The following is a 25,664-nucleotide window of genomic DNA, read 5'->3' as shown; positions in this document are numbered from 1 at the left end:
ACTGTGCAAACCAATTCATAGCGCCTCCAAAAACACAGCAAGCTCAAGCGATGACAACAAACACTGTTGTTTGATATTGAATAAAGCGGGAGTGTTTATGATGCATTGATGCGCTTCATTTAAGTCAACGACACAAAGGGTCGGTTGGTTATCGTAATAGCTGCCCCAACTAGCAGGGTCTTGAAGTGCATAGGCATTCGCAACACCAATTTCATTGCAATGAACACCCAGCATTTTTAATAAAGCACGTACTTTACGAGTGGCGCAAAACACTAAATGGCTTGCCCCTGCTTGATAAAGCGCTTCGTTCATTAACACAAAATGCGCCAAGGTGGCTTTTCGATGCGTTGAGCACAAATTACCTAGCTCAAAAATCTGCTCACGCTTGGCATTCACGAAATGCTCAATAGGCGCTGGCAGGTACTGTTCAATAAACAAAGGATATGATGCAGAACGAAGCCCTAGCGTACACACTTCACCATCAATATTGAGCTCGCAAAGTAACGGCATAAATTGCGTGATTTTCGCATTATAGGCAGCAGCAAAACCTTGCTTAATAGTATTCTCGAGGCGGTCACGGTCGTGTCCCCCTTCGCGTACACAAACAAAAGTGGGATCGTTTACTTGCGTATATTGTGAGTGTTTAACTGAAAGCATTATCGTTCGCTCCACATAGGTTATGTGTAAAATTTATCGAGCGAAACTTAAATAAAACTTAAGAAATATTTATTTTTATAAAATATTTTTATTTCCTTGAATTGAAATGCGTTTATGTTCATTAAAAAACAAAAATGCCAGTCGCAAGGACTGGCATTTTATCGCTCAGATAATAAAGCTATTTAACCGAGTTATTTAACGATGCTCATTTCTTTTAATAAGTTTTGGGCATTGTCGACCTTATCCATCACCCACAGCATGTAGCGTGAATCAACATGGATAGAGCGATTTAGATTAGCATCGTAATCCCAATCACCAATAATACTCTCGTACACACCGTCAAACAGTAAACCAACCAGCTCGGCATTGCCGTTTAAAGTAGGTGAACCTGAGTTACCACCTGTGGTATCAACATTCGATAAAAAGTTAACTGGCACCGTATTCATGCCGCCCGTGTAGTCGCCGTAAAGCTTTTGTTTAATCAACTCATTTTGCTTTTCAGGAGAGTTGAATGGTTCAACGCCGGTGTTCTTTGCAAGCAATCCTTCTAAAGATGTAAAGGGGGTTGCCACTAAGCCATCCTGCGGTGAATAGCCGCCTACCGTGCCATACGTCACACGTAATGTGCTGTTAGCATCAGCATAAACAGGTTTGTTCATCGCTTTGTTGTAAGCAATAATGGCTTCCATTAGAGCTGGGCGCGCAGCTTGTTGCTTACCTTCAAGCTCTTTTTTCGCATCTTCAATGTCTTTCATCACGTTAAAAATAGCGTGTGCGTATTGAATAAATGGATCGCTGCTTTGCTTTAATTGTGCAAGGTCTAAATCAGTCATCCATAGACGCTTTGTTTCATCGCTTAGCACTGAGTTAGCATACATATCATCAAGCAAAGCCTGTTGCTTTTGCTTATCAAAACCAGCGCTTAAACCAAGTGCTTTATCAACTTCTGCAACACGCTCGTCGCTTGGTAGCGCTGCATACTGCTCAATAAAGTACAGTAAAATAGCTTTATCAACCGTTTCGTCGTAACGGCGGCTCATGCTTTCTAGGCGAGATTTAATACGTGGAATATCACGCTCTTGGTAGCCGCTTTCACGTTCTGCGTCTGGCTTTTGCTTTTCATAGGCTAAACGATACAGCATGCGCGCTGATGACATCATTTGCGAACGATGCACATACCCTAACATGCGGTCGCGTTGATTATGCTGCTGCGACTCATCGACTAACGCGGTTAAATCTGCCAACACGCTGCCGTATTTAGCTTTACGTTGACTGTCTTTATTAATCCACGCTGCTAGATCTTTCTCGAATTGCTGTTTGCGGGTATACATTGAACCTTTATTAAAGCTCTCTATCATTGAGCCATAATTTTTAATGTAATTGTTATAGCCAGCGATTGTGCTTTCGTAAGCAATACGCGCCGCGGAACCCTCTGGGGCATTTTCTTCAATCAATGAAACATATTTTGAATTGTATTTGCGTGCCAGTGGATAAGCCGTGTTAAACACGTAATCAACCTCAGGTGAAATACGGTAGCGGTTAGTGCTACCTGGGTAGCCCGTTACCATTACAAAGTCACCCTCTTGTACGCCCTTGGCACTGACTTTTAAAAACGCATCGCTTTGGTAAGGAACATTGTCTTTAGAGAACTCAGCGGGCTTGCCATCCTTGCCCACATAAGCACGGTAGAATGAAAAGTCCCCCGTGTGGCGCGGCCACATCCAGTTATCAATGTCGCCGCCATATTTACCCACGCCCATGGCTGGGGCATACGCTAAACGCACATCTTTAATTTCAAGTGACTTAATTAAGTAATACTCTAAGCCACCATGAAAAGTATACACATTACAGCGGTAGCTATCATCTTGCTCACACTCGCTTACCAATGCTTTTCGGTTTGCTTCAATGGCATCAAAACGCGCTTTACCGGTTAGGGTATCGGTGCCTTGATTTACTTTATCTGTGACTTCAACGACGTCTTCAGTCACGTACACGCGTGAACCTGGTGCGGCAGGCACTTCTTCGGCATGATTTTTAGCAAGAAAGCCGTTTTCAAGAATGTTGTTCTCGGTTGTTGAGTTGTACTGAATTGAGCCATACGCACAGTGATGATTTGTTACCACTAACCCTTTAGGTGAAACAAACGAAGCGGTACACCCCCCAAGGCTGATAACTGCATTCATTGGAAACTCTGTCAATTTTGAGATTGACTGTACGTCGATGTTCAAGCCTTTCGCTTTCAAAATTGATTCAAGTTCTGGCAATTGGTGAGGTTGCCACATACCTTCGTCTGCAACAGCAACATTTGCAACAGCGAGACCCACTGCAGCTGCAATAAATTTAAAACGCATAGAATACCTTTATATTATTTTGTTAATCATTTTTAGCGGTCGTATCATTCACCTTGTTTTGTACAATAGCAATAATTTGCGACTACGATTGTCAAAGTTTGTAAACATTTAAGCCTACTTAGCCTCGTAAACCACTGCATTATGCGCATGCAAACTTTCTTGATGTTCAATTTTAAACTGATAGTCAGCAAGCCCATTCATTGCCTCTAAACATGCCTTTAATCGCCTTGCTGCATCCTCACAAAATAATAAGTTTTCTGCATTAAGGGCTGCAAATGCTTGCTCATCTTCACGCTTAACCGCGGTTTGCACGGGAGTACCAATTGCGTGTTCACATGTTTGTATAAAATGCGAAAGATCAGGCAATTGTTCACTCTCAAAGGTGGCGTCTATGTAGGCATAAGAGCGCTGGCTATGCGGCGTTGCAATCGAGCCTTCTTCACTGGCAAGCCAGCCTAACAATGCGTGCTTATCGATGCTGTCTTCTTTAAAATGTGTGTCGACCGCTTCACTTAAAAGCTGTCGCGACAACGCCGCTGAGCACGGGCATGTACTACTGTAAGCAATCGTGACGTTTAATTTAACCGTTAGGTGCGCTTGCTGAGTAATGGTTAACACCACGGGGTAAGCGTTATACCCCGCGTTATCACTGAGCAATGCCGGTTTTAACAACGGTAAATCAAAATGCAGCACCAGCTTTGCTCCTTGGCTTAAGCCCTGTTGAGAAGCAAGCATGTGGTTCATACACTCAGCCAATCGATGTTGAGTTAATGTTTGCTGTGCCAACATCTGATTAAGCATTAAATACAAACGCGACATATGAATGCCTTTAGCATTGCTGTCTAGGCTAACAAACACATCGGCAAACGCATTAAGCGCCACATTTAACCCCGCCAACTCAAGCTTGAGAGGTAAGGCTATTTTTTCCATGCCGACCCACTTTAACGGAAATTGAAAATGGCTATTACTGTGTGAGGTTATATCGGGTAAATACATAGTGGATTCTTATAAATGACTAAAATTAAAAGCCTGATGGCCTTTTCCTAATGACTGACTTAAAAAATAAAATGCCAATACAGTTTATTGAATAATTAATGATACAATATAACATACCATTTAATCACTGAGAATGGGGCTAAAAAATACGGTTGCTTTTAAAATTGACAAAAAGGCGATATGATTTTGGTCTGTTTATATAATAAAGACAGTCGGGGTTTAGGGTAGATTCACCACTTATCGCAGCCAATAATCACCTTATCGCAACGGATGGGGTCATTCGTCGTCATCCACAGTATCCTCAGTCTATTGGTTACACAGTCATTGTGCTCCTAGTGAGCATAACTGCGCCGCGACTAACTATTAACGAAGCTTTCGCATTACCGGCGCAATTTAATTTTAGAAATAAAAAAGAGATAAACAATGAAACACTTACTCGCAACAGCGATCAGTTCAGCGTTATTGTTAACGGCCTGTTCTGAACCACAAACAACAGCAAACAATACCACTACAGAGCAAACAGCACCGGCAAGCGCTGTTGAACAAACAAACCCACTGTTTGTGAAAAGCGAACTACAATACGAAACGCCTGATTTCAACGCCATTAAAGATGAGCACTTCATGCCTGCTTTCAATAAGGGCATGACAGAGCAAATGGCAGAAGTTCAAGCGATCATCAACAACACAGCAAAGCCAGACTTTGCTAACACCGTTGTTGCACTTGAAAAAAGCGGTGAATTATTAACGCGCACACGCAGCATTTTTTATAACCTAGCAGGCAGTGATTCAAACCCTGCTCGTCGTGAAATACAAAAAGAACTCGCTCCAAAGCTTGCTGCACATAACGACAATATTTTCTTAAATAAAGCACTGTTCGACAAAGTTGCTAGCGTACATGAACAAATGGATTCTTTAGCGCTAACAGCCGAAGAAAAGCGCTTACTTGATGTTTACTACAAGCGCTTTGTACGTGCAGGTGCAAAACTAAACGCAGAAGAAAAACAACAAATCCGTGATATCAATACAAAGCATTCAAGCTTAACCACGCAGTTCTCGCAAAACCTATTAGCACTGACTAAAACCAACGTTGTGTTAGTTGATGACAAAGCACAGCTTGAAGGCTTACCTGCGGGTCAAGTTGAACAGCTTGCTAATGCTGCAACAGAAGCGGGTCACCCGGGTAAGTACCTAATCAAAATCACTAACACCACACGCCAACCAATTTTAGCCACACTGAAAAATCGTGACCTGCGTGAAAAAGTATGGCGTGCATCTGCAGAGCGTGCTCTTTCAGGCGAAAACAGCAACCGTGAAATTGTTGCTGAACTTGCTAAGTTACGTGCTCAAAAAGCCAAATTACTAGGTTATGATAGCTGGGCTGCGTTTGGTTTAGAGTCGCAAATGGCGAAAAAACCAGAAGCCGTATTTGATATGTTTGCCAGCATGATCCCGGCATTGATGCAAAACGTCAACGCAGAAGCGGCAGCAATCCAAGCGAAAATTGATGAGTCAGGTGAGCAATTTAAGCTGCAACCGTGGGACTGGTTATTCTACGCAGAGCAAGTGCGTAAAGATAAATACAACCTAGATGAAAACGCTGTTAAAGAATATTTTGAATTTAACCGCGTATTAGAAGACGGCGTGTTTTACACAATGAACCGTTTATACGGTATTACTTTCAAACCACGCAACGATCTGCCCGTTTATCACCCAGATGTGAAAGCGTACGAATTATTTGATGCAGACGGTAAGAGCTTAGCTATTTTCTTTGCTGATTACTTTGCCCGTGAAGGTAAACGTGGTGGTGCATGGATGAGCTCGTTCGTGAAACAGTCTGGCTTAAAAGAGCAAAAACCCGTGGTTGTGAATGTTATGAACATTCAAAAAGGTGCCAATGGCGAACCAACACTTATCAGCTATGATGAAGCCACGACAATCTTCCACGAATTAGGTCATGGCCTACACGGCATGTTCTCAAACGTGAAGTACCCAACATTGTCTGGTACGTCGGTATCGCGTGACTTCGTAGAGTTCCCTTCTACCTTTGAAGAAGACTGGGCAATGTACCCTGAAGTTATCGCTAATTATGCAAAACACCACAAAACAGGTGAGCCTATTCCTGATGAATTACTGAAAAAAGTAATTCAATCTCGCAGCTTTAACCAAGGCTACGATACGCTTGAGTATGTTGCAGCAGCGCTGTTAGATATGGAATGGCACTCACTGAGTGCAGATGCTCCCCTGCAAGATATCGAGAAGTTTGAACAAGAAGCACTGACTAAACACGGCGTAAACGTGCCATTTGTTCCACCTCGTTATAAATCAGCCTTCTTCTCACACTCTATGGGTGGTGGTTACTCAGCTGGTTACTACGCATATATGTGGAGTGAAATCTTAGCGGCAGATGCCTTTGCTTATGTACAAGAGCAAGGTGGTTTAACACGCGAAATGGGTGATAAATACCGTAAAGAAATTTTAGAAGTTGGTAACTCACGTGACCTTATGGAATCGTTCAAAGCATTCCGTGGTCAAGAACCTGATACCTCAGCGCTATTAAAACGCCGTGGTTTAAAAGCGACTGTTCAGTAGAGCAGTTGCGACTCCCCACTTTGTGCTTATAAAGGCACGAAGTGGGGGCATTTCGCTAGGCAATGGCTATGTGGGATTAACCCCGTAGTTTCACACCGACCTGTCACAACGTTTTATGCCGCGTTTTTAATAATTTAGAGCTTTTCTATTCCACCACAAAATCAAAGTAGGTGGCTGGGTATGCCTGAGGCTGATAAGTAAAGTGCCACCATTCCATTGAATACGGGGCAAAGCCTGCATCGGTCATCAACTGTTTAAGTTTATATCTATTTGCTTTTTGACTGGGGCTAATTCGTGAGTCGTCGGTGTTAGAAAGGGTATCAAACATATCAAACGGTGACCCCATATCAAGCTCTTTCCCCTTAGAGTCAACCAACGTTAAGTCGATAGTTGAACCTCGGCTGTGGCCTGATTTAGCAGCAATATAGTCGCCAAGCAGCTGGTCTTTCCCTAAATTTGGATAAAACTCAGCTTTTGTGCGGGTATCCTCTAGGTCGTTTACCCAACGCACAAAATGATTAACAGCGCGTTGTGGGCGGTAACAATCAAATATTTTTAGACCAAGGCCCTCAATTTGCGCCGCATTTTGCACTTTTTTAAGCGCATTGGCAGCGCTGGTGTGCAATAAACACTTAGGGGCGTTATAGCCCTCTATCGGTTTGCCAACAAAGTTATGATGGCCAAAATAACGAATATCGAGCATCGCATTTGGCAATAATGCACCGACATCTACAAACTCGCTGCGCTTATCTTCTTGTGGGGTTGCATTGACCGATGCCGCGCTCAGTAATGCTACGCCGACAAAAGCCATTGATTTAGACACGCTATATAAGTGAGTGAATGCCATTAAATTTATCCGTTAATAACTTAATTAATTTCACTATTACACAATAAATAACTTATTCCAACTCTGTCGCCTCAAAAAGCGACGTATCCTCTTGATCATAAATCGTATCGACAACACAGCGATTGCGACCTGTTCTTTTTGCTAGATAAAGCGCTTGGTCGGCTAATTTCATAACGTCGTCTAGGCTTAATTGCTCAAGCGGCCAGCCCGCAATACCAATCGATACATTAATATTACCCACCGGTTCAATAATGCTCTTAGAAATGCGTATACGTAAACGTTCAGCCAATTGATACGCACGCTTAGGGTGCACATTAGGTAAAATAACAATGAATTCCTCACCGCCAGTGCGTGCCACAATATCGCTATCACGCGTCACATCGAGGAGTATTTTTGCTAAAGATTGCAAAACAACATCGCCAATATCGTGACCAAACTCATCATTTACGCGTTTAAAGTGATCAATATCAATCGCTAATACCGCAAATGAGCGCTGCTGTGCCATTAATTGGCTTAACTGCATATTTAAGCTTCTTCGATTGTGCAAACCCGTTAACGGATCAGTGTGTGCTTCGTGACGCAAAAGGCCTATTTTACTTTCTAACAGCCCAATCCCTTTGAGCATTGCTTTTCTCAGTTCATCGCTCTCATAATACCAAGAGCGAATGTGTTTAAGTGCCACTGATGTTGTGGGCTCATCCAAAGTATTTGCTGTTTCAGCCAGCTTTCTTAAAGGCTGAGCTATCAATTTTGCAAGCACCCAAATTAACACGAATGTTAATATTCCTATTGGCGCTGTTTTAATAAATACTTGCCACATTAAGCTATCAAGCGGTGCAAGGGTACTTTCAAGCGGACGTTGTGTTACCACGCCCCAAGGTGCCATTGTCATGGGGGCATACCCCGCTAACATTGTAACACCTTGACTATTAATCACTTGTTGCTTACCAACTTTGCCTTTAAGCACAGCATTGATCACTTGGTTATCAAATACTTGCTCACCTATGCGCTCTTTATCGGGGTGATAAAGCAAACGGTTGTTTTCATCGACGACATACAAATACGAGCCGTCTTGGTGATAATGTACCTGCAATAGTTCGTTGAGAATACTGGCACGCTTTAAGTATAACGTGCCGCCTACATAGCCAATAAATTCATTGTTTGAATTAAATAACGGCTGTGACATAAAAATCAGTAAGTTACCGGCCATTGAGATATAGGGCTCACTGATCATAGGCACGCGATACGACAGCGCGGCTTTGGTACCAAAACTATCCACTTTACGATTTTGTAAGTTGAGTGAAAGGGGCGACACCCCTAATATGTCACCAAACTTATTGACAATAATTGTTGAATTAAAACTGTTTGTTTGCAGCCTTAATCGTTCTGCTTCAGCATTAATGAGCGTTTGATTTGTAAAATCTGCTTCAAGTATTTTGGCAACGTATGCTAATTGCTGCTGCGCCGCCAATAAAAAGTTATCGGTAGCAGACACAAGCTTTGCCGCATACGCTTTATGATTATTTAATGTGTTATCTATTAGCTGTTGTTTTTGAACTTGATAGCTTGAGTAGTAACTATTTAGCAAGGTAATGAGCGTTGCAGAAAACGCCAGCAGTAAAATTAAGCGATGCAGGTTCAAACCCGCTCTCAGACAATTAAGCACGATACATCTCATTTAATAAAGCCCAATCTCCGTATCGAGCACATCTAATACCTTTATACTAGCAATTGTAAATTTGTACCTCTATAGAACTTTTCTTAAATTTTGATTTAGCGCAACAATAAGTGCATTTACTCTAATAAATCACTTTATTGATTAACCACTGCCATAGATTCATAGATTCATAGGTTCATACACTTTCATTTAAATTCATGCGTGTGGTGCCCTCGTTTATAAAAAATTAGATACGGCTTGCTTTAAAGGAATAAATTATCTAGATTAAAATTATTAATAAAAGATAAAAAATTCAAAATGAAACAACACTGTTCATCCATTCTAAACACATTACCGCCGCATCGCTTAATGGCGCTAGACGTTATGCGCGGCTTAACCATCACCGCAATGATTCTAGTAAATAATCCGGGCAGTTGGAGCGCAATGTATTGGCCGCTAAAACACGCTGAGTGGCATGGCTGGACACCAACCGATTTAATCTTTCCCTTTTTTATTTTTATTGTTGGTATGTCGATTACTCTTTCTGTCGATAGCATGCGAGCTAAAGGGTTTAACCATGCTTATATACTAAAAATGGGGGCAATTAGAGCCGTTAAACTACTTGCTCTTGGCTGGTTTTTAGCACTGTTTTTTTATAATTTTCGTGATCCAACCTTTAGCTGGATTGATGACACACTTTTGCAACTGAGAGTACTTGGCGTGCTGCAGCGTATTGGCTTAGTGTATATCGTAGCACTGTGTTGTTACCTCTATTTAACGCCTCAAAAAATTGCATTAACCTGTATTAGCTTACTTGCAGTCTATGCTGTAGCAATGCTCTACCTTCCCTACCCACTGCCCAACGGAGATGTCGTTAATGGTTTATGGTTACACGGTAATAATTTAAGCGCGTGGATTGATAATGCAGTACTGGGTAGTCACCATGTTTATTATGCTAAAGCACAGCCCTTACCTTTTGACCCTGAGGGAATTTTCTCTACTTTGCCTGCCATTGCCAGCGCGCTGAGTGGCATACTGGCGGCGGTGTACTTAACCAAACAAACAGACCTAAAAAAACAAGCGCGCGTCTTTATCCTCACAGGTGTGTTAGCGGTTATTGCAGGCTACTTAATCTCGCCACTTACACCTATCAATAAAGCACTTTGGACACCAAGTTATGTGTTACTCAGCTCTGGACTTGCAATAATTACCTATGCGTTTTGCAGTGCAGTTTTAGACATTTACAAAGTACGTGCATGGGGTGCTCCCTTCATTGTGTTTGGTGCTAACGCCATTTTATTCTTTATGTTTGCAGCAATACTGGCGCGGTTATTAATTATGATCCCCGTGGGGGATACAAGCTTAAAGGGCCTTATTTACGGCTCAATAAACACGTTGATCACAGATAACCACTTAGCTTCTTTTGTGTTTTCGTTGCTGTTTTTAGCTGTGTCATACGGTGTGATGTATGGCTGCTATAAGAAAGGCATTTTTTGGAAAGTGTAAATAATGAATTAAGCCAGTTGTGGCAACACAACTGGCTCGTTCTGGCTCGTAAATAGAACTGACTTTTAATAAGACAGGCTACTAATTAACAGTGCTGCTTTGCTTATCAAGTAAATATAAAATAGATTGATAACTTACTCCGCTGTGCTCTGTTAAGCCTATTTCACAACTGCGGCTATTAGACACCCCTCGATTGCAGTTTTTTGGCACCTGTTGTTTGAGTGTTTTGAGCGCATTGGCGTTAAGCTTCGGCAGATTAAATCCCTTATCGCCAGCAAAGCCGCAGCATTCTATATCAGCCGGAATAATAACGTCTGAGCTGCATGCCTTGGCAAGTGTGACTAAACTTTGCTCTTTTCCTAACCGCTTTGAGCTACAAGTTACATGCAACATAATAGGCTCGCTTGTTTGAGTTACCTGCAAATGCGCTAAAAGCTGCTCGGTTGCAAAGTCTGCACTTTCGAAAATAGTCAGTTGCGTATTTTTTGCTGCATTCAATGTGGTTAAAGCGCAGGGACTGGCATCAAAAACGATGGGGTATTCTCCATTATTTGAACAGTCAATTAGCTCTGTTAGTAATTGCTCACTTTTGCTTTTAAACTCTTTATTAAGGCCTTTACTCGCAAAGGGCATACCACAGCATAATGAATCTGGCTGTTTAGGGATGATAACTTCAAACCCTGCCTTTGCAGCTAACGAATGCATTACTTCGACAAGAGAACGCGTATCATCACTGCCTTTATCGGCAGCAAAAACCCGTCCTGCGCAGCTTGGCACATACACCATTTTTTTATGTTGCGGCTTTTGCTTTACGTGACAATTAATTGGTTGCTCAGCACGAGGCCACGCCGAAAAATACAAAGGCGTACCCAGTAGTCTATGAGCAGGTTTAGTTAAGCTCACAAGGTTGTTTGTGCCGATAGCTTTTTCAAGCACCTGCATCACATTTAAACCCAATCGTGCCCCACCGGCCATGACCGCAAAATGCTTACTCGCAAAGGCTGCAAGCGAGCGTGTGAGTTTGTTTGTAGCCGCTTTTTCGGCTCTTAATGATTTAATAAATTCGCCCGTGTTAATACCCACAGGGCATTTTAAGCCACACAGCCCTGTTGCTGCACACGAATCAATCCCCAGATATTTAAAGTCATTTTCAATAACGGTGAGCTTTTGATTTAACTGTTGCTTGGTTTTTAAGTCGTCTGCTGCTTGCAACGCGGAGTGTAATTCAGTGCGATGACGCCACAAAGTTATGCGCTGTCTTGGGGTTAGAGTGAGTCCTTTTGAAGGGCACACAACTTCACAAAAGCCACATTCAATGCAGGTATCAATAATATCGTCACTTTTGGGCATGGTTTTTAAATGTTGCGTATGCGCATTTTTATCAGCATTGATGATCACCCCGGGGTTGAGTATATTTTTCGGATCAAACAATTGCTTAAGCTTCACCATAACGGCAAAACCATCATCGCCCCACTCTGTCGCCACAAAAGGCGCCATGTTACGGCCCGTGCCATGCTCTGCTTTTAGTGATCCTTTAAGCTCAACGGCGACTAAGTTGGCAACATCTGCCATAAATTGCTCATAGCGCGTTACTTGCTGCTTAGTATCGAATGCTTGTGTAAACACAAAATGTAGATTTCCTGCCAGCGCATGACCAAAAATGATCGCTTCATCGTAGCCATATTTTATAAAGAGCTGATGAAGCGCATTAACACCCAAAGCCAGCTTATCAAGGGCGAAAGCAACATCTTCTATAATTACTGTGGTGCCTGTTTCGCGCACAGCTCCCACCGCTGGAAATGTTCCTTTGCGAATATTCCACAGTGCGGCATTGCGCACGCTATCTGCCGAAAAGGCGATGGTAGCGAGCGCAGATTCGCTAAACTCATTAATTAACTGCTGCGTGGCGTGCGTAAGCTCATTGAGCGTGTGTGCATCTTCTGCTCTTAGCTCAATTAAAAGCGCCGCGGCGTGCTCTGGGTAATCAGCAACATTCTTGGGCATAATGGCGTGCTCTGCCACTGACATCAAGGCACGTTTATCAAGTAGCTCAACGGCGGCGACATCAAGCTCGCTAAGTCTTTGCACTAACTCACACACTTTGTTTATGTCATCAAAAATAAAGAAGCCGGTGTGCTTATGGCTGTGCTCAATAACCGTGTGGTAAGTGATATCGGCAATAAATGCTAACGTCCCCTCAGAACCAATGATCACATGCTTAATAATGTCTATTGGATCAGAAAAATCCAACAACGCATTTAAACCGTAACCGGTGGTGTTTTTTAGTCGGTACTTATGCGTAATTAGCTCACTGAGTGCAGAGTTTTGCTTAACACTGGCTACTAAATTCATTAACTCATTAACCCAATCGCTATGGGTGCTTAAGAAACGTTGGCAGCTGTGTTCGTCAGCCGTATTAAGTTCTGTGCCATCGGCAAAAATAAGCGTCATATCTTTTAGTGTATGGTAGCTATTTTGTGCGACACCACAGCACATACCAGAAGAGTTATTAGCGGCCATACCGGCAATTTTACAGCTGTTAATCGACGCAGGATCAGGACCAATCTTTTTACCATAAGGGGCCAACACCTGATTGACTCTTGCTCCAATAATGGCGGGCTGAAGACGAATTGCATCGGCGTTATCTAAAATTTCAAAGTTGCTCCAACTATCACACAGCAAAACCAAGACAGAGTCGGTAATTGCTTGGCCAGATAAGCTGGTGCCCGCAGCCCGAAAGGTAATAGGCACGTTATGTTGATTTGCCGCGCTAATAACCTGCTTTGCTTGTTTTTGGTTACTGACAAGAACCACTAACTCAGGAATTAAACGATAGAAGCTCGCGTCTGTTCCATACGCATAGCGGCGCGAGTAATCTTCTATTAATGCGGACTCTGGTAAAAAAGGTGTAATGTATTGTTTAAACGCATGCAATCGGGTTAATGCCATCTCGCCCCCAAGCTAGCCTTAATCTGGTGTGATAAATATGGAATATATTATTACTTTAATTTTAATCAAAAAGCGACTTATTAAATTGATAAATTATCAACTTCGTTCTGAGCAGGTCGGGTTTTCGTTATATTTTTTGGGGTTATAAGTAATATTCAGTGTTTTAACTACGCTTTTTGCAGTCCAAACCAAAAACCGTTAGGGTAGCAAAAAAATACTGTATTTCTATTTAAAAACACATTAACATCGAGAATAATTTATTCTTAAAATTAATTAAGCGTTTTGCTTTGGAGCTTGCTGTGTTAAATAAGTTTGCACTATCGTCACTGGTTATCGGATTAGGGTGTTTCATGCCATTACAATCATCATTTGCTGAGTCTGCGTTAACTTTAAAACAGCAGTTAGGGCAAAAACTAATGCTCGACTTACGCTATTACTGCGAGCAAGACATCGGCGAGCAAAAATGCCGCACGCCAGTTACACGCTTACCCGCTGATTTAGCCAATATCATCACTAAACATAATATTGGTGGCGTAATTTTATTTGCCGAAAATATTGATACCGTGCCGCAAGTAATTAAACTTAATAACGACTTACAAAAAGCCGCGGCTAAGTCAGCGTTAGGCTTACCTTTGTTTATCTCGATTGACCAAGAAGGTGGCCGGGTTGCTCGTATACCACGCGATGTAGGCACGTCATTCACGGGCAATATGTCGATTGGCGCAACGTATAAAGAGCATGGAACTCACTTTGCCAAAGAGTCCGCTCGGATTATTGCTGATGAACTGCTTGCTCTGGGCGTTAACGTAAATTATGCGCCGACGGTTGATGTAAACATGAACCCTGATAATCCTGTGATCAACGTACGCTCATACGGTGAAGACCCCCAATTGGTTGCTAAACTGGGTGGCGCACAAGTGGCAGGCTTTGAAAATAATGGGGTTATTTCATCGTTAAAGCATTTTCCGGGGCACGGCGATACCAATGTCGATAGCCACACAGGCCTGCCTAAAGTGATGCACGACAAAGAGACTATTTGGCAACAAGATTTACCGCCGTTTAAAGAGATCATTAAAAACCAGCAACCAGGTATGATAATGACCGCGCACATACAGTACCCAGCGCTTGATAACAGCACCTTTGTGAGCAAAGAAGGTAAAACCATGATCAAGCCAGCAACGATGTCGCGCAAAATCATAACCGATTTGTTACGCGATGAGCTTGGCTATCAAGGGGTTGTTATCACTGATGCCCTCGATATGGCAGGCATCAGCCATTTTTTTGAACCTATCGAAGCTGTAATCAACACATTTGCCGCAGGCGTTGATATCGCGCTGATGCCCATTGAAATCAGAAGCCCTAAAGACTTAGCCGTACTCGAAACACTGCTAGAGCGCTTAGAAAACGAAGTAAAACGTGGCACCTTAAATGCCGATGAAGTGAGTGCATCAGCAACACGCATTTTAAAACTTAAAGAAAAATTCAATCTAACAACGCAGCTTGACGATGAAGCCGCAATTAAAAAAGCGCAGTTATTGCTTGGTGATCAACACCACCGAAAAGTAGAGGCAGAACTGGCATTAGCGGCCATTACCGAAGTTAAAAACGAAAAGCACACTTTACCGCTTAAACTTAAAGAAAACACCAAAGTGCATATAATTATGCCTGACACACGAAAATGTTTCGCTCTGCAACAAGCTCTGCTGGATAACACACACACGTTGTTAAGCTTTAGCTGCACCAGCTTGCAAGGCTTTGAGCCACTTTCAACGTTAAAAGAGTTAAACGAAGCGGATGTGATTATTGCGGCGAATGCTTCACCCAAGCAAAGTGCTGTCGAAGTAGGTGGTATGGATGACTTGGCCGATAACCCAGAGTTTGCGATTGCAGACCAATCAGCCGCGCTAGAATCGTTACTTAAACAAGCTAAATTAGCAAACAAAAAGACCGTATTTGTCAGCTTACGCGCACCGTACGATATTGCCCAATTTGGCAAATTTGGTGATGCAGTCCTTGCCACCTATGCTTACAATATTGACGTGGACACTGACGAGAAAATCGCAGGCCCTGCATTCACAGCATTGGCAAAAGTTTTGCTGGGCAAAGCCCCTGCGAAAGGACAGCTTCCCGTTACAATTAATGGTATAAATTAATGTCTAATACCCTTAGATTGAACTGAATGTTATGGTTGGTTCAAGCTAAATACTGAAGGAGAGGCACGTGCAAAAAGATGCATCATTAACGACCCCAGCAGCGATTAGGAAATTGGTGCGGGCAGGTGACTACAGCGGTCATACTTCTGGCTTTGCTCCTGGTTTCGTGCAGGCAAATCTAGTTATTTTACCGAAACAATATGCGTTCGACTTTTTGCAATTTAGCCAAGCCAACCCTAAGTCATGCCCTATTATTGCAACCAGCCACTCGCCAGGTGTAACCGATATGCCAACCGTTGGTGAAGACATTGATATACGCAGCGACTTGCCTCGCTATCGCATATTCAAAAATGGTCAAATGGTTGAAGAAATCACTGACATAAGCGATGTATGGCGTGATGATTTAGTGACCTTTCTAATTGGCTGCTCATTCTCATTTGAAGAAGCATTGATTGCAGCTGGGCTTGAAATTCGTAATATCACCGAGCATAAAAATGTGCCGATGTATGTGACTAATATGCCCTGTCAAAGTGCAGGAATGTTTCATGCAAATATGGTCGTAAGTATGCGACCAATGAAGCCTGCTGATGCGATTCGCGCTATTCAAGTGTGTAGCCGTTTTCCAAGTGTTCATGGCGCACCAGTTCATTTTGGTGACCCAGCAGCGATTGGTATAAAAAATATAAATAAGCCTGAATTTGGCGATGCTGTCACCATTAAAAATGGCGAAGTTCCAGTGTTTTGGGCCTGTGGTGTCACCCCACAAATTGCCATTGCGAATGCAGCACCCGATTTTTGCATTACACATAGTCCTGGTCATATGCTGATCACCGATATTCCAAACAGTAGAATGGCGGCGTTATAAAATGACCATGAAACTTAATTGCGATTTAGGCGAAAGCTTTGGCATGTGGAAAATGGGCCTTGATGAGCAAGTAATGCCGCATATTGATATGGCCAATATTGCCTGTGGTTTTCATGCGGGTGATGCCGATGTAATGGCAAACACATTAGCCCTTGCCAAGCAGCATAATGTCACTGTTGGCGCTCATCCAAGCTACCCCGATAAACAAGGTTTTGGTCGCCGTTCAATGGCTATGAGCGCTCAAGAATTGATAAATTGCCTGCATTACCAAATAGCGGCGATTGATGGCATGGCAGCAGTGCATGGTTTAACACTTAATTATGTGAAACCTCATGGCGCGCTTTACAATGACATGATGCGTGATGAGCGTATTTTAGAGAGTGTAATGCGTGCCGTTGCAAGTTACCCAAAGTCATTAAAATTAATGATTTTAGCTACCAATCAAGCAGATAAACACAAAGAACACGCAAGCGCACTCAATTTAGAACTTATTTTAGAGGCATTTGCCGACCGCCAATACACCGACGAAGGTACACTTGTGTCACGTAACCTTGCTGGCAGTGTACACGACAAGCCCGCGTTAATCGCACAAGTTAAACAGTTGATTAAACACGGCACTGTGACCACTCGAAGCGGTCAACAGTTAACGCTGAATGCAGATAGCCTCTGCGTGCATGGTGATAACGAAGCAGGCATTGCCCTAATTCAAGAGATTAAAACATTATGTCAGCAAGCCTAAGCGACGAAGCCCTCAGCCAACAAATTGAAACCATGATGGTTGAACAAAATCCACGTGGTATGCAGCATTTATACGCAATGCAAAGCACCGGCACATACTTACGCGCAGCTCAGGCATTACATAAAGCAAATGGACCGGTATTAATTGGCACTGGATTTGCGGTTAATAACACCTTTGAAACCGATGGCCCGGTTGGTGCAATTGCACTTTATAGCGTGTTAGACAAGCTAGGAAAACAGCCCATTTTAGTCACTGGCAACCCCCTTTACAGCGCATTAAAAAACGATTTTAACTGTTTTGAATTGCCGATTAACAGTATTGAAAATGCCCGCACTTTTAGCATTAAAGCGCTTGAGCAATTAAAGCCAGATTGCGTACTGTCAATCGAACGTCCGGGGCTTAATGAACATCAACGTTATTACAATATGCGTGGTATCGATATTTCGGAGCACTGTGGCTGTTTTGATTTTTTTATAACAGAAGCAACCTGCCCAACCATAGCAATAGGCGATGGTGGCAACGAAATTGGCATGGGTAATCTTGCAAAGCATATGCATGGGCTCAACATAACACCCAGTGTAACGCCTTGCGATGAATTACTACTTGCCGATGTATCTAACTGGGCAGCCTATGGCCTTATCGCATTTTTAAGCCGCTGGCATAACACCGATTTTTTGGCTGATATAGAGCCTTTGAACATTTTGCAATACCTAAGTGAGCGCGGCAGTGTAGATGGTGTTACCCATAAAAACGAGCTCACTGAAGACGGCCTTCATGCAATGCATGGCCAACAATTAATAACTCGGCTTCGCCAACTTACTAGACAGAATGAGGTTTAACAATGGGTACGGTATACCTAAACGGTGAATACCTAAGTGCTGATGAAGCAAAGATTTCACCAATGGATCGCGGCTTTTTATTTGGCGATGGCATCTATGAAGTGATCCCATCTTACAACGGTAAAATGCTCGGCTTTGGTGCGCATATCGAACGCATGAATAACGGCTTAAATGAGCTCGAAATAAAGCTAGATTACAGTGCTGATACGTGGCGTAAAATTTGTAACGACTTATGCGAAAAAAACCACGGTGATAACCTAGGCATTTACTTGCATGTTAGTCGTGGTGCCGACACAAAACGCGCTCACGGCTACCCAAGCAATATCACACCAACCGTATTCGCCTTTGCCTTTGAAATTCCTGCAGAGCCCAAAAGCGATGTCGACAGTGCAACAACGTACACGGTATCACTTGAGCAAGACCGTCGTTGGCAACGCTGCCATATAAAATCAACAGCACTACTTGGCAATGTTATGCATTACCAACATGGCGCAGCAGCCGGTAACAAAGAAACGATTTTATTTAACCGCTTAGAAGAAATCACCGAAGCCAGCTCAAGTAATGTGTTTATTGTTAAAGAGGGGGCGATCAGCACTCCACCACTTGATAACCAAATTTTACCGGGGATCACTCGCTGGTTAATCCTCAATATTTTACACAGCCACAGTGATTTTAAGGTCCAAGAGCGCATTATAAGCAAAGATGAGCTACTCGATGCCGACGAAGTGTGGATCACCAGCGCCACCAAAGAAGTGGGCCCTGTGGTAAAAGTGAACGGTAAATTGGTGGGTGACGGTAAACCGGGTGCAATATGGCAACAAGTACAAAGCTTGTTTACCAAGCATAAATTTGATTACTAGTTAAAATTAGAAATCTAAAAAAACGCCTACTTTAAGTAGGCGTTTTTGTTTTATCTGCTATTTGCTGCTTTTTGGCTCAAACGGCCAAGCCTGTAATAGACCGTCACTGGTTTCTGAATACAACTGCGTACCATCGTAAGCCACACTCAGCACCGAGGTACGTTGGCGCTGCTGTTTTGCTTCATATTCAGCGATTAGCTCGCCATCAGCAACACGGTATAATCGCATCTTCATTTTTGGCGATCCCGTTAATAGCCATTTGTCTTGATTGATAAATTGCGATGCGGTGAACTCAATAAAGTTAGAGTATGAGGCTACCTCAGCAAGCTCTTTTTTATTGGCTAAATCAAAAAAAATTCGGTCATCGACCGAGTCGATTGCAAAGCCTAACGTGCCTGCTTTATTTAAGGTGACGCGATTCACTCTGGTAGCTAAACGCTGTTCAAAGCGTGCACTGCCATCACTCGTTGACCAAAGCTTAACGTATTTGTCGCTCGAGCCGGTAAACGCCCATTGCCCATCAGCCGACAACGCCACGCTATTAATATCAAGACGATGAATGTCAAAGCGCTTAGTATCGCCCGTACGGGTATTTATTACCTCAGCCTTGCCGCTACGATAAACAATTACTAATGTATCGCCTGACGCTGAAATAGCGATATCTCTGGCTATCTCCTGCCCTGTTAGCCAAGAGCCAATACTTCGACCCGTGCGGGTATCAAATAAGGTCATCGATAAACGATTAGAAATATAAAAACGCGATTTGTTAGCACTAAACCCCGCAAGCTCTACATGCTCAGCGCCCTGCCCTGTTATGCAATCGTATAGACGTGCTTTTAACTGATTATCCCAAACACACACTTTAGACTCAGTTGCGAGTAGAGAGTGACTGGCATCTTCAGTCAATGCTGCGGCACTTAATAACTCATCACCATGAGCAAATTCATCCTTTGCAGGCGCGGTATACACCTCACCCCCACCACAACCCACAAGGCTTAAAGCAAATAAACAAGAAAGCGATTTAAGCAATTTCGACGTCATACTACTACTCTTATTTTTATAATTATTTTGTATAGCAGCAGTGTAATAAAAATAAGCAGAAGTGGGTAGGAGTTCTGACTTTAGCTGTCAGCTTTCAGTTAGATATTCGAGTTACGAGGTGCGAGATGCGAGATGCGAGGTGCGAGATGCGAGATGCGAGGCGCGAGATGCGAGGCGCGAGATGCGAGGCGCGAGATGCGAGATGCGAGGCGCGAGGCGCGAGATGCGAGGCGCGAGATGCGAGATGCGAGGCGCGAGGCGCGAGATGCGAGGCGCGAGATGCGAGGCGCGAGATGCGAGGTGCGAGGTGCGAGGTGCGAGGTGCGAGGTGCGAGGCGCGAGGTGCGAGATGCGAGGCGCGAGATGCGAAGTGCGAGGTAGGAGGTGCTTTAGCGCCGAACAAAAACCGCTGCTACATTTGCTAGGCCCTATTTTCTAGTGCCTAGCGACTGCTCACTTTCCTCACCCATGTGTAAAACAAAACACATTAAGTTTATTACCATCTAGGTCTCTAAAGTAACCGGCATAGAAACCGGGCATTTCACGAGGACCCGGAGCACCTTCATCTGTTCCACCGAGTTCAATGGCTTTTTTATAAAACTCATCAACTTGAGCTGGTGTTTCAACGGCAATCGCAATCATCGTACCGTTACCAACAGTGGCTTTTTCATCATTATAAGGTTTTGTAACTGCAAAGCCTGGTTTATCTTGGCCTGTGCTCCATGCCACAAAGCGGTCAGTTTCTAAAAAGCGCTCAGCGTTTAAAGTAGAAAAAAGTTCATCATAAAACTTCACCGCTTTAGCTAAGTTATTCGTGCCTAACATTATGTAACCAATCATTTTCTGCTCCTTAAGAAAAAATAGTGTGTTCAACATAGAAGGGAATTGGGCATCTGTCTATTGATTTTTCCATTCATCGCAATGAACTATATTTTTATGGTTTGCTACTTTATAACAGAATATACACCGACCAATAACAAGGAATCATTATGAAGTTCAAAGCGTCTTTGGCGTTACTTGCTGTAGCCAGCTTTTATAGCCACGCACAAACTAGCAACACATTCCAACTTGAAAATGTCTTCGATCTTGAATACGCGAACCAATTAGAAATGACAAAAAATGGCGAGACCATTTTTTTCGTACGAAATCGAATGGACATTAAAACCGATCGCAAAGTCAGTAATATTTGGTCGGTTAACCCTGATGGTAAAACAATGCTACCGCTTACATCCGGCGTACATATGGATTACTCACCTGTGTTGTCGCCAGACGAAACTCGCTTGGCATTTATTTCTACCCGTGATGGGAGTAGCCAAATTTATGTTAAGTGGCTAAAAACAGGGAATGTCGCAAAAATTAGTAACCTAACGCAAAGTCCGGGTGGTTTAACATGGACACCAGATGGTAAAAATTTGGTGTTTAGCCAATTTGTTCCTGAAAAATCAGCCGGCCCTGTGTCTTTACCGGGCAAGCCTGAAGGCGCTAAGTGGGCGGAGCCTGCAAAATATATTGATGACGTCTATTACCGTGCCGATGGGGGCGGTTATACAAAGGCGGGTTATCGCCATTTTTTCATGATCAGTGCAACTGGCGGTAACGCGCGTCAGCTGAGCTTTGGTGACTTTGATCATGGCGGCTCAATTAGCTTTAACGAAACGGGCGATGCTTTTTATTTTTCAGCTAATCGTCATGAAGATCATGAGTTAAAACCCACTAACTCGGAAATTTACAAATTAAACGTAGCTGACTTATCAATTTCACAGGTGACCGACCGGGTAGGCCCTGACTCACGACCAGCAGTCTCTCCGAATGGCCGATACCTTGCCTACACAGGCTACGATGATAAAAAAACAAACTATGAAAACAGTGACATTTACCTTCTTGATTTTAAGTCTGGTGAGACCTCAGTTTTAACAACAGACCTTGACCGTAGCGTTGAAGAAATTAAGTGGGATGATGACAGTAGAGGCATTTACTTTAGCTATGACAGCGAAGGGAAAACGCATTTAGCGTACCAACCTCGAAACGGTAAACACAAAGTTATTACCGAGAAGATAGGCAGTGTGGCATTTGGTCGCCCGTATTCTGGCGGAGATTTTGATGTAAGCGAAGACGGTGATGTTGCAATTACACTGGCTGACACTCAGCGCCCTGCAGATATTGCATTAATTAAACGCGGTAAAGTGAATCGTTTAACTCAACTTAACGAAGATGCACTTGGCAACAAAGAGCTGGCTAAAGTGGAAGAAATTTGGGTTAAATCAAGCCATGATGGCTTAGCTGTTCAAGGGTGGATTGCCTACCCTCCTGGCTTTGATAAAAACAAAAAGTACCCATTGGTACTCGAAATCCATGGTGGACCCGTTGCAAACTATGGACCTCACTTTAGCCCTGAAGTTCAGTTGTTTGCTGCGAAGGGCAATGTCGTTCTATACATGAACCCACGTGGCAGTGACTCATATGGTAAAGAGTTTGCGCAAACAATTCATCATAACTACCCAAGCAATGACTTTGATGACTTGATGACAGGTGTCGATGCGGTTATCGCTAAAGGCTTTATTGATGAAAGCAAACTGTTTGTTACTGGAGGCTCAGGTGGTGGCGTATTGACGGCATGGATTGTGGGTCATACTGACCGCTTTGCAGCTGCCGTTGTTGCGAAGCCGGTTATCAATTGGATCAGTTTTGTACTAACTGCCGACTACTATCCTTTCTTTGCTGATTATTGGTTTCCGGGCAAACCTTGGGACAATATTGAGCATTATATGAAACGCTCACCCATTAGTTATGTAGGTAATGTAAAAACTCCTACTATGCTATTAACGGGTGAGTCTGATTATCGCACGCCGATTTCTGAAACAGAGCAATTCTATCAAGCGTTAAAGCTACAAGGTGTTGATACGGCAATGGTACGCATTCCAAATGCGTCACATGGCATTACAGCTCGTCCATCAAACTTAATGAGCAAAGTAGCGTATATTCAATGGTGGTTTGATAAGAACAGTGGAAATGATTAACAACATCGAGCGAAGCGAGAACGTTTCATTTGCGCAAGATGAACTGATTTCGTGACGCAGTTTCGTTTAACTTATCGCAAAAAGTATTAGACGCGATTTTATATCGCGTCACTTGCAAAGCATAAAATGTAAAATAGTTTCGCACATACCAGTAGCAGTGGCTTTATGCCGTGTCATGAATAAAACCATTACGCGGGGTAAACCCGCTGTTACTTTTTGACTTTACTCTTAACCATTATTGTAAACCCCCTTTACAGTACATATGTAAGTAACTCCTTACATACATTTCTCAAATATCGGACATAGTCTCCTCATCAGTTAGTAAAAAATCGGTTTATGGCCAATATCAATAACTTGAGTTGGTAAAAAATCGGTTTGTGCCGCTAAAAACCTAGCATCAGTTAGTAAAATTTTGGTTTGTAGGTCGTTTAAGTTGGTAAAAAATCGGTTTATAAACGAAGTTCTCCTCGCAAATTACCGCCCCTAATCAGCTATAAAAGCCAATTTTGGCCTTTTACCCACACTTATAAGCAATAAATAGGCTGAATCAACCAAGAAATAGCGGAGGTAGTTAAATCCTGATCCAAAAAATGCAGGCTGGTAAAAGCGTGATCTGTCTTTTCTAAAAGCTAGTAAATGGCTGATCCAAGACTTAGTTAAACTCTGATCTGAGGTGCGAGGTGCGAGATGCGAGGTGCGAGATGCGAGGTGCGAGTCTGAAGACTGATAACTAAAAGTGAAAAAGGGCCCGAAGGCCCCTAACAACATTATTGAATAGCTATAAAGGAATATTACAACTTGGTTAGAACTGGTTCATGGTGTTTGCTTCACCGCCCGCTTTCAGTGCGTTTTCACCAGAGAAGTACTCTTTGTGCGTATCACCAATATTAGAACCTGCTAAGTCTTGGTGTTTCACTGACGCTTGCTCACGACGGATTTCTTGACGTTGAACATCGCGAACATACGCTAGCATGCCTAAGTCACCAAAATAACCTTCTGATAGGATATCTGTGCTTAGCGCCGCGGTGTGGTAAGTCGGCAGTGTAATTAAGTGATGGAAAATACCGGCTTCACGCGCACCATCTCGTTGGAAGTTTTGAACAAGCACATCAGCCGCTGCAGCAAGCTCAGTATCATCCATTTCTGGTGCCATTAATGCTTTGTTATCATCAATGCTTGGGTATGCAGATAAGTCTTTACCTTGCTCTTGCCATTCAGCGTATACTTGCTCACGGAACTTAAGCGTCCAGTTGAACGAAGGTGAGTTATTGTATACAAGCTTCGCATTTGGCACGTGCTCTTTAACACGGTTAACAAGCTCTGCAATTTGTTTAACGTTTGGTTTTTCTGTCTCAATCCACAGTAAGTCTGCGCCTGATTGCAAGCTTGTTACACAGTCGAGTACAACGCGGTCTTTCTCTGTTCCTTCACGGAATTGGTATAAACCATTGTCTAAACGTGTTGGTTTACATAGTTGGCCATTCAGCTTCATTGCGGTGTCGCCTTCGTTTAACTCATCAACACTGTTTACAGGCGTTGTTTCTAAGAATGAAGTATATTGGCTTGCCAAGTCGCCAGGCGCTTTCGATACAGGTACTTTTTGTGTCAAGCTTGCACCTAGTGAGTCAGTACGTGCAACAATAATACCGTTATCAATGCCTAGCTCTAGGAATGCATAACGAACCGCATTGATTTTTGCTAAGAAATCTTCATGTGGAACGGTTACTTTACCTGCTTGGTGACCACATTGTTTTGCATCAGATACTTGGTTTTCAATTTGAATCGCACACGCACCTGCTTCAATCATTTTCTTCGCAAGTAGGTATGTTGCTTCTTCATTACCGAAACCAGCATCGATATCGGCAATAATTGGCACTACGTGGCTTTCAAAGTTATCAATTTTATCAAGGACTGCTTGTACGTCTCCGCCGTTTGCTTTCGCCGCATCGAGGTCTTTATAAAGGTGATCAAGCTCACGTGCATCTGCTTGCTTTAAGAACGTGTAAATTTCTTCAATTAGCGCTGGAACAGAAGTCTTTTCGTGCATGCTTTGGTCAGGTAATGGACCGAACTCTGAGCGCAGTGCAGCAACCATCCAACCACTTAAATACACGTAGCTGCGTTTCGTTGTTTTATTATGACGTTTAATCGCCATCATCATTTGTTGTGCAGTAAAACCGTGCCAACACCCTAAAGATTGAGTGTATTGGCTGTGGTCTGCATCGTATGCTGCCATATCGGCACGCATGATATCTGCTGTGTACTGTGCGATGTCTAACCCTGTACGAAAACGGTTTTGTAAACGCATGCGGCTTGCATATTCAGGGTTAATTGATTGCCACGTTTTGCCCTGGCTTTGGCATAAAGTCGCTAAGTTATCTGTTTCGCGTTGATATGTAGTCATAATAAAAATCCTTCGAACGGGTTCATTTAATCTTTTTTGTTAGTGAGAGTGGCTAAGAAGTGTTCGCTCCGTAGCGCTTAAATCAACATTAGGCCGATTTTTTGGATTTAGTAAATTTATAGTTGTTATTGCCACTATATTTTTGGTGAATGACATTTAGCCTGCCATTTACCCTTTTTTACGATATGGTTGAG

General features: G+C 43.0%; 17 protein-coding genes. 8 read left to right on the top strand and 9 right to left on the bottom strand.

Annotated elements, in window-relative coordinates:
* Positions 1–15 precede the first annotated feature (15 nt).
* The 3 genes from ACSSVW_RS02895 to folE2 all read right to left on the bottom strand — a co-directional run bounded on the left by ACSSVW_RS02895 (position 16) and on the right by folE2 (position 4,004).
* A complete protein-coding gene (locus ACSSVW_RS02895) occupies positions 16–657 on the bottom strand; it encodes a thermostable hemolysin (protein WP_454178794.1) in 642 nt (213 codons plus the stop codon).
* Between the two features lie 191 nt (positions 658–848).
* Positions 849–3,008: a S46 family peptidase gene (locus ACSSVW_RS02890; protein WP_036972550.1), complete on the bottom strand. Its 2,160-nt coding sequence runs from the start codon at positions 3,006–3,008 to the stop codon at positions 849–851.
* A 114-nt stretch (positions 3,009–3,122) separates the two neighbouring features.
* On the bottom strand, positions 3,123–4,004 hold the full coding sequence (folE2, locus tag ACSSVW_RS02885) for a GTP cyclohydrolase FolE2 (RefSeq protein WP_454178793.1): 882 nt from the start codon (positions 4,002–4,004) through the stop codon (positions 3,123–3,125).
* 423 nt (positions 4,005–4,427) lie between these two features.
* Here folE2 and ACSSVW_RS02880 point away from each other — a divergent pair, with 423 nt between their 5' ends.
* Positions 4,428–6,593, top strand: a complete 2,166-nt coding sequence (locus ACSSVW_RS02880) for a M3 family metallopeptidase (protein ID WP_036972554.1) — start codon at positions 4,428–4,430, stop codon at positions 6,591–6,593.
* A 145-nt stretch (positions 6,594–6,738) separates the two neighbouring features.
* On the opposite strand, the gene ACSSVW_RS02875 is transcribed toward ACSSVW_RS02880, so the two are convergent.
* Together ACSSVW_RS02875 and ACSSVW_RS02870 are read right to left on the bottom strand one after the other, a co-directional pair.
* Positions 6,739–7,440 (bottom strand): M15 family metallopeptidase, encoded by a 702-nt coding sequence (locus ACSSVW_RS02875; RefSeq protein WP_218640585.1) that lies wholly within the window; start codon positions 7,438–7,440, stop codon positions 6,739–6,741.
* 52 nt (positions 7,441–7,492) lie between these two features.
* Complete coding sequence (locus ACSSVW_RS02870; protein WP_421419900.1) at positions 7,493–9,082, bottom strand: sensor domain-containing diguanylate cyclase; 1,590 nt, start codon at positions 9,080–9,082, stop codon at positions 7,493–7,495.
* A 333-nt stretch (positions 9,083–9,415) separates the two neighbouring features.
* Between ACSSVW_RS02870 and ACSSVW_RS02865 the strand changes: the two genes are divergently transcribed.
* Positions 9,416–10,603 carry an acyltransferase family protein gene (locus ACSSVW_RS02865; RefSeq protein ID WP_454178792.1) on the top strand — a complete coding sequence of 396 codons (1,188 nt, stop codon included), beginning with the start codon at positions 9,416–9,418 and terminating at the stop codon, positions 10,601–10,603.
* Positions 10,604–10,684: 81 nt separating this feature from the next.
* On the opposite strand, the gene ACSSVW_RS02860 is transcribed toward ACSSVW_RS02865, so the two are convergent.
* Positions 10,685–13,552, bottom strand: a complete 2,868-nt coding sequence (locus tag ACSSVW_RS02860; RefSeq protein ID WP_454178791.1) for an FAD-binding and (Fe-S)-binding domain-containing protein — start codon at positions 13,550–13,552, stop codon at positions 10,685–10,687.
* 350 nt (positions 13,553–13,902) lie between these two features.
* On the opposite strand from ACSSVW_RS02860, the gene ACSSVW_RS02855 reads away from it, so the two are divergent.
* The 5 genes from ACSSVW_RS02855 (at position 13,903) to ACSSVW_RS02835 (ending at position 19,008) form a co-directional block, all read left to right on the top strand.
* The gene (locus ACSSVW_RS02855; protein WP_454178817.1) at positions 13,903–15,705 is read left to right on the top strand and encodes a glycoside hydrolase family 3 protein; all 1,803 of its coding nucleotides are present in this window, start codon (positions 13,903–13,905) and stop codon (positions 15,703–15,705) included.
* Positions 15,706–15,772: 67 nt separating this feature from the next.
* The gene (locus ACSSVW_RS02850) at positions 15,773–16,570 is read left to right on the top strand and encodes a putative hydro-lyase (RefSeq protein WP_454178790.1); all 798 of its coding nucleotides are present in this window, start codon (positions 15,773–15,775) and stop codon (positions 16,568–16,570) included.
* Between the two features lie 7 nt (positions 16,571–16,577).
* The gene (locus tag ACSSVW_RS02845) at positions 16,578–17,309 is read left to right on the top strand and encodes a 5-oxoprolinase subunit PxpA (protein ID WP_118845284.1); all 732 of its coding nucleotides are present in this window, start codon (positions 16,578–16,580) and stop codon (positions 17,307–17,309) included.
* A complete protein-coding gene (locus ACSSVW_RS02840; protein ID WP_278370236.1) occupies positions 17,294–18,148 on the top strand; it encodes a glutamate cyclase domain-containing protein in 855 nt (284 codons plus the stop codon). The genes ACSSVW_RS02845 and ACSSVW_RS02840 overlap by 16 nt, the downstream gene beginning before the upstream one ends.
* A 2-nt stretch (positions 18,149–18,150) precedes the next feature.
* Complete coding sequence (locus ACSSVW_RS02835) at positions 18,151–19,008, top strand: aminotransferase class IV (RefSeq protein WP_454178789.1); 858 nt, start codon at positions 18,151–18,153, stop codon at positions 19,006–19,008.
* Between the two features lie 57 nt (positions 19,009–19,065).
* Here the strand turns inward: ACSSVW_RS02835 and ACSSVW_RS02830 are convergent, their stop codons facing one another.
* Positions 19,066–20,049: a WD40 repeat domain-containing protein gene (locus ACSSVW_RS02830; RefSeq protein ID WP_454178788.1), complete on the bottom strand. Its 984-nt coding sequence runs from the start codon at positions 20,047–20,049 to the stop codon at positions 19,066–19,068.
* A gap of 462 nt (positions 20,050–20,511) precedes the next feature.
* Entirely contained in the window at positions 20,512–20,889 is a 378-nt protein-coding gene (locus ACSSVW_RS02825) for a VOC family protein (RefSeq protein WP_065979219.1), read from the bottom strand.
* 149 nt (positions 20,890–21,038) lie between these two features.
* On the opposite strand from ACSSVW_RS02825, the gene ACSSVW_RS02820 reads away from it, so the two are divergent.
* A complete protein-coding gene (locus ACSSVW_RS02820; protein ID WP_421419892.1) occupies positions 21,039–23,066 on the top strand; it encodes a S9 family peptidase in 2,028 nt (675 codons plus the stop codon).
* A gap of 802 nt (positions 23,067–23,868) precedes the next feature.
* Here ACSSVW_RS02820 and ACSSVW_RS02815 read toward each other — a convergent pair.
* On the bottom strand, positions 23,869–25,470 hold the full coding sequence (locus tag ACSSVW_RS02815) for an isocitrate lyase (protein ID WP_036972569.1): 1,602 nt from the start codon (positions 25,468–25,470) through the stop codon (positions 23,869–23,871).
* Positions 25,471–25,664 lie beyond the last annotated feature (194 nt).

This window comes from Pseudoalteromonas sp. MBR-15, assembly GCF_053628915.1.
This window is presented reverse-complemented; position numbering and strand designations above follow the sequence as displayed.

Bases quoted from the DNA above. Each gene is read 5' to 3' on its own strand.
- ACSSVW_RS02895 (WP_454178794.1), bottom strand. From the start codon at position 657: ATGCTTTCAGTTAAACACTCACAATATACGCAAGTAAACGATCCCACT.
- ACSSVW_RS02890 (WP_036972550.1), bottom strand. From the start codon at position 3,008: ATGCGTTTTAAATTTATTGCAGCTGCAGTGGGTCTCGCTGTTGCAAAT.
- folE2 (WP_454178793.1), bottom strand. From the start codon at position 4,004: ATGTATTTACCCGATATAACCTCACACAGTAATAGCCATTTTCAATTT.
- ACSSVW_RS02880 (WP_036972554.1), top strand. From the start codon at position 4,428: ATGAAACACTTACTCGCAACAGCGATCAGTTCAGCGTTATTGTTAACG.
- ACSSVW_RS02875 (WP_218640585.1), bottom strand. From the start codon at position 7,440: ATGGCATTCACTCACTTATATAGCGTGTCTAAATCAATGGCTTTTGTC.
- ACSSVW_RS02865 (WP_454178792.1), top strand. From the start codon at position 9,416: ATGAAACAACACTGTTCATCCATTCTAAACACATTACCGCCGCATCGC.
- ACSSVW_RS02860 (WP_454178791.1), bottom strand. From the start codon at position 13,552: ATGGCATTAACCCGATTGCATGCGTTTAAACAATACATTACACCTTTT.
- ACSSVW_RS02855 (WP_454178817.1), top strand. From the start codon at position 13,903: ATGCCATTACAATCATCATTTGCTGAGTCTGCGTTAACTTTAAAACAG.
- ACSSVW_RS02845 (WP_118845284.1), top strand. From the start codon at position 16,578: ATGAAACTTAATTGCGATTTAGGCGAAAGCTTTGGCATGTGGAAAATG.
- ACSSVW_RS02840 (WP_278370236.1), top strand. From the start codon at position 17,294: ATGTCAGCAAGCCTAAGCGACGAAGCCCTCAGCCAACAAATTGAAACC.
- ACSSVW_RS02835 (WP_454178789.1), top strand. From the start codon at position 18,151: ATGGGTACGGTATACCTAAACGGTGAATACCTAAGTGCTGATGAAGCA.
- ACSSVW_RS02830 (WP_454178788.1), bottom strand. From the start codon at position 20,049: ATGACGTCGAAATTGCTTAAATCGCTTTCTTGTTTATTTGCTTTAAGC.
- ACSSVW_RS02825 (WP_065979219.1), bottom strand. From the start codon at position 20,889: ATGATTGGTTACATAATGTTAGGCACGAATAACTTAGCTAAAGCGGTG.
- ACSSVW_RS02820 (WP_421419892.1), top strand. From the start codon at position 21,039: ATGAAGTTCAAAGCGTCTTTGGCGTTACTTGCTGTAGCCAGCTTTTAT.
- ACSSVW_RS02815 (WP_036972569.1), bottom strand. From the start codon at position 25,470: ATGACTACATATCAACGCGAAACAGATAACTTAGCGACTTTATGCCAA.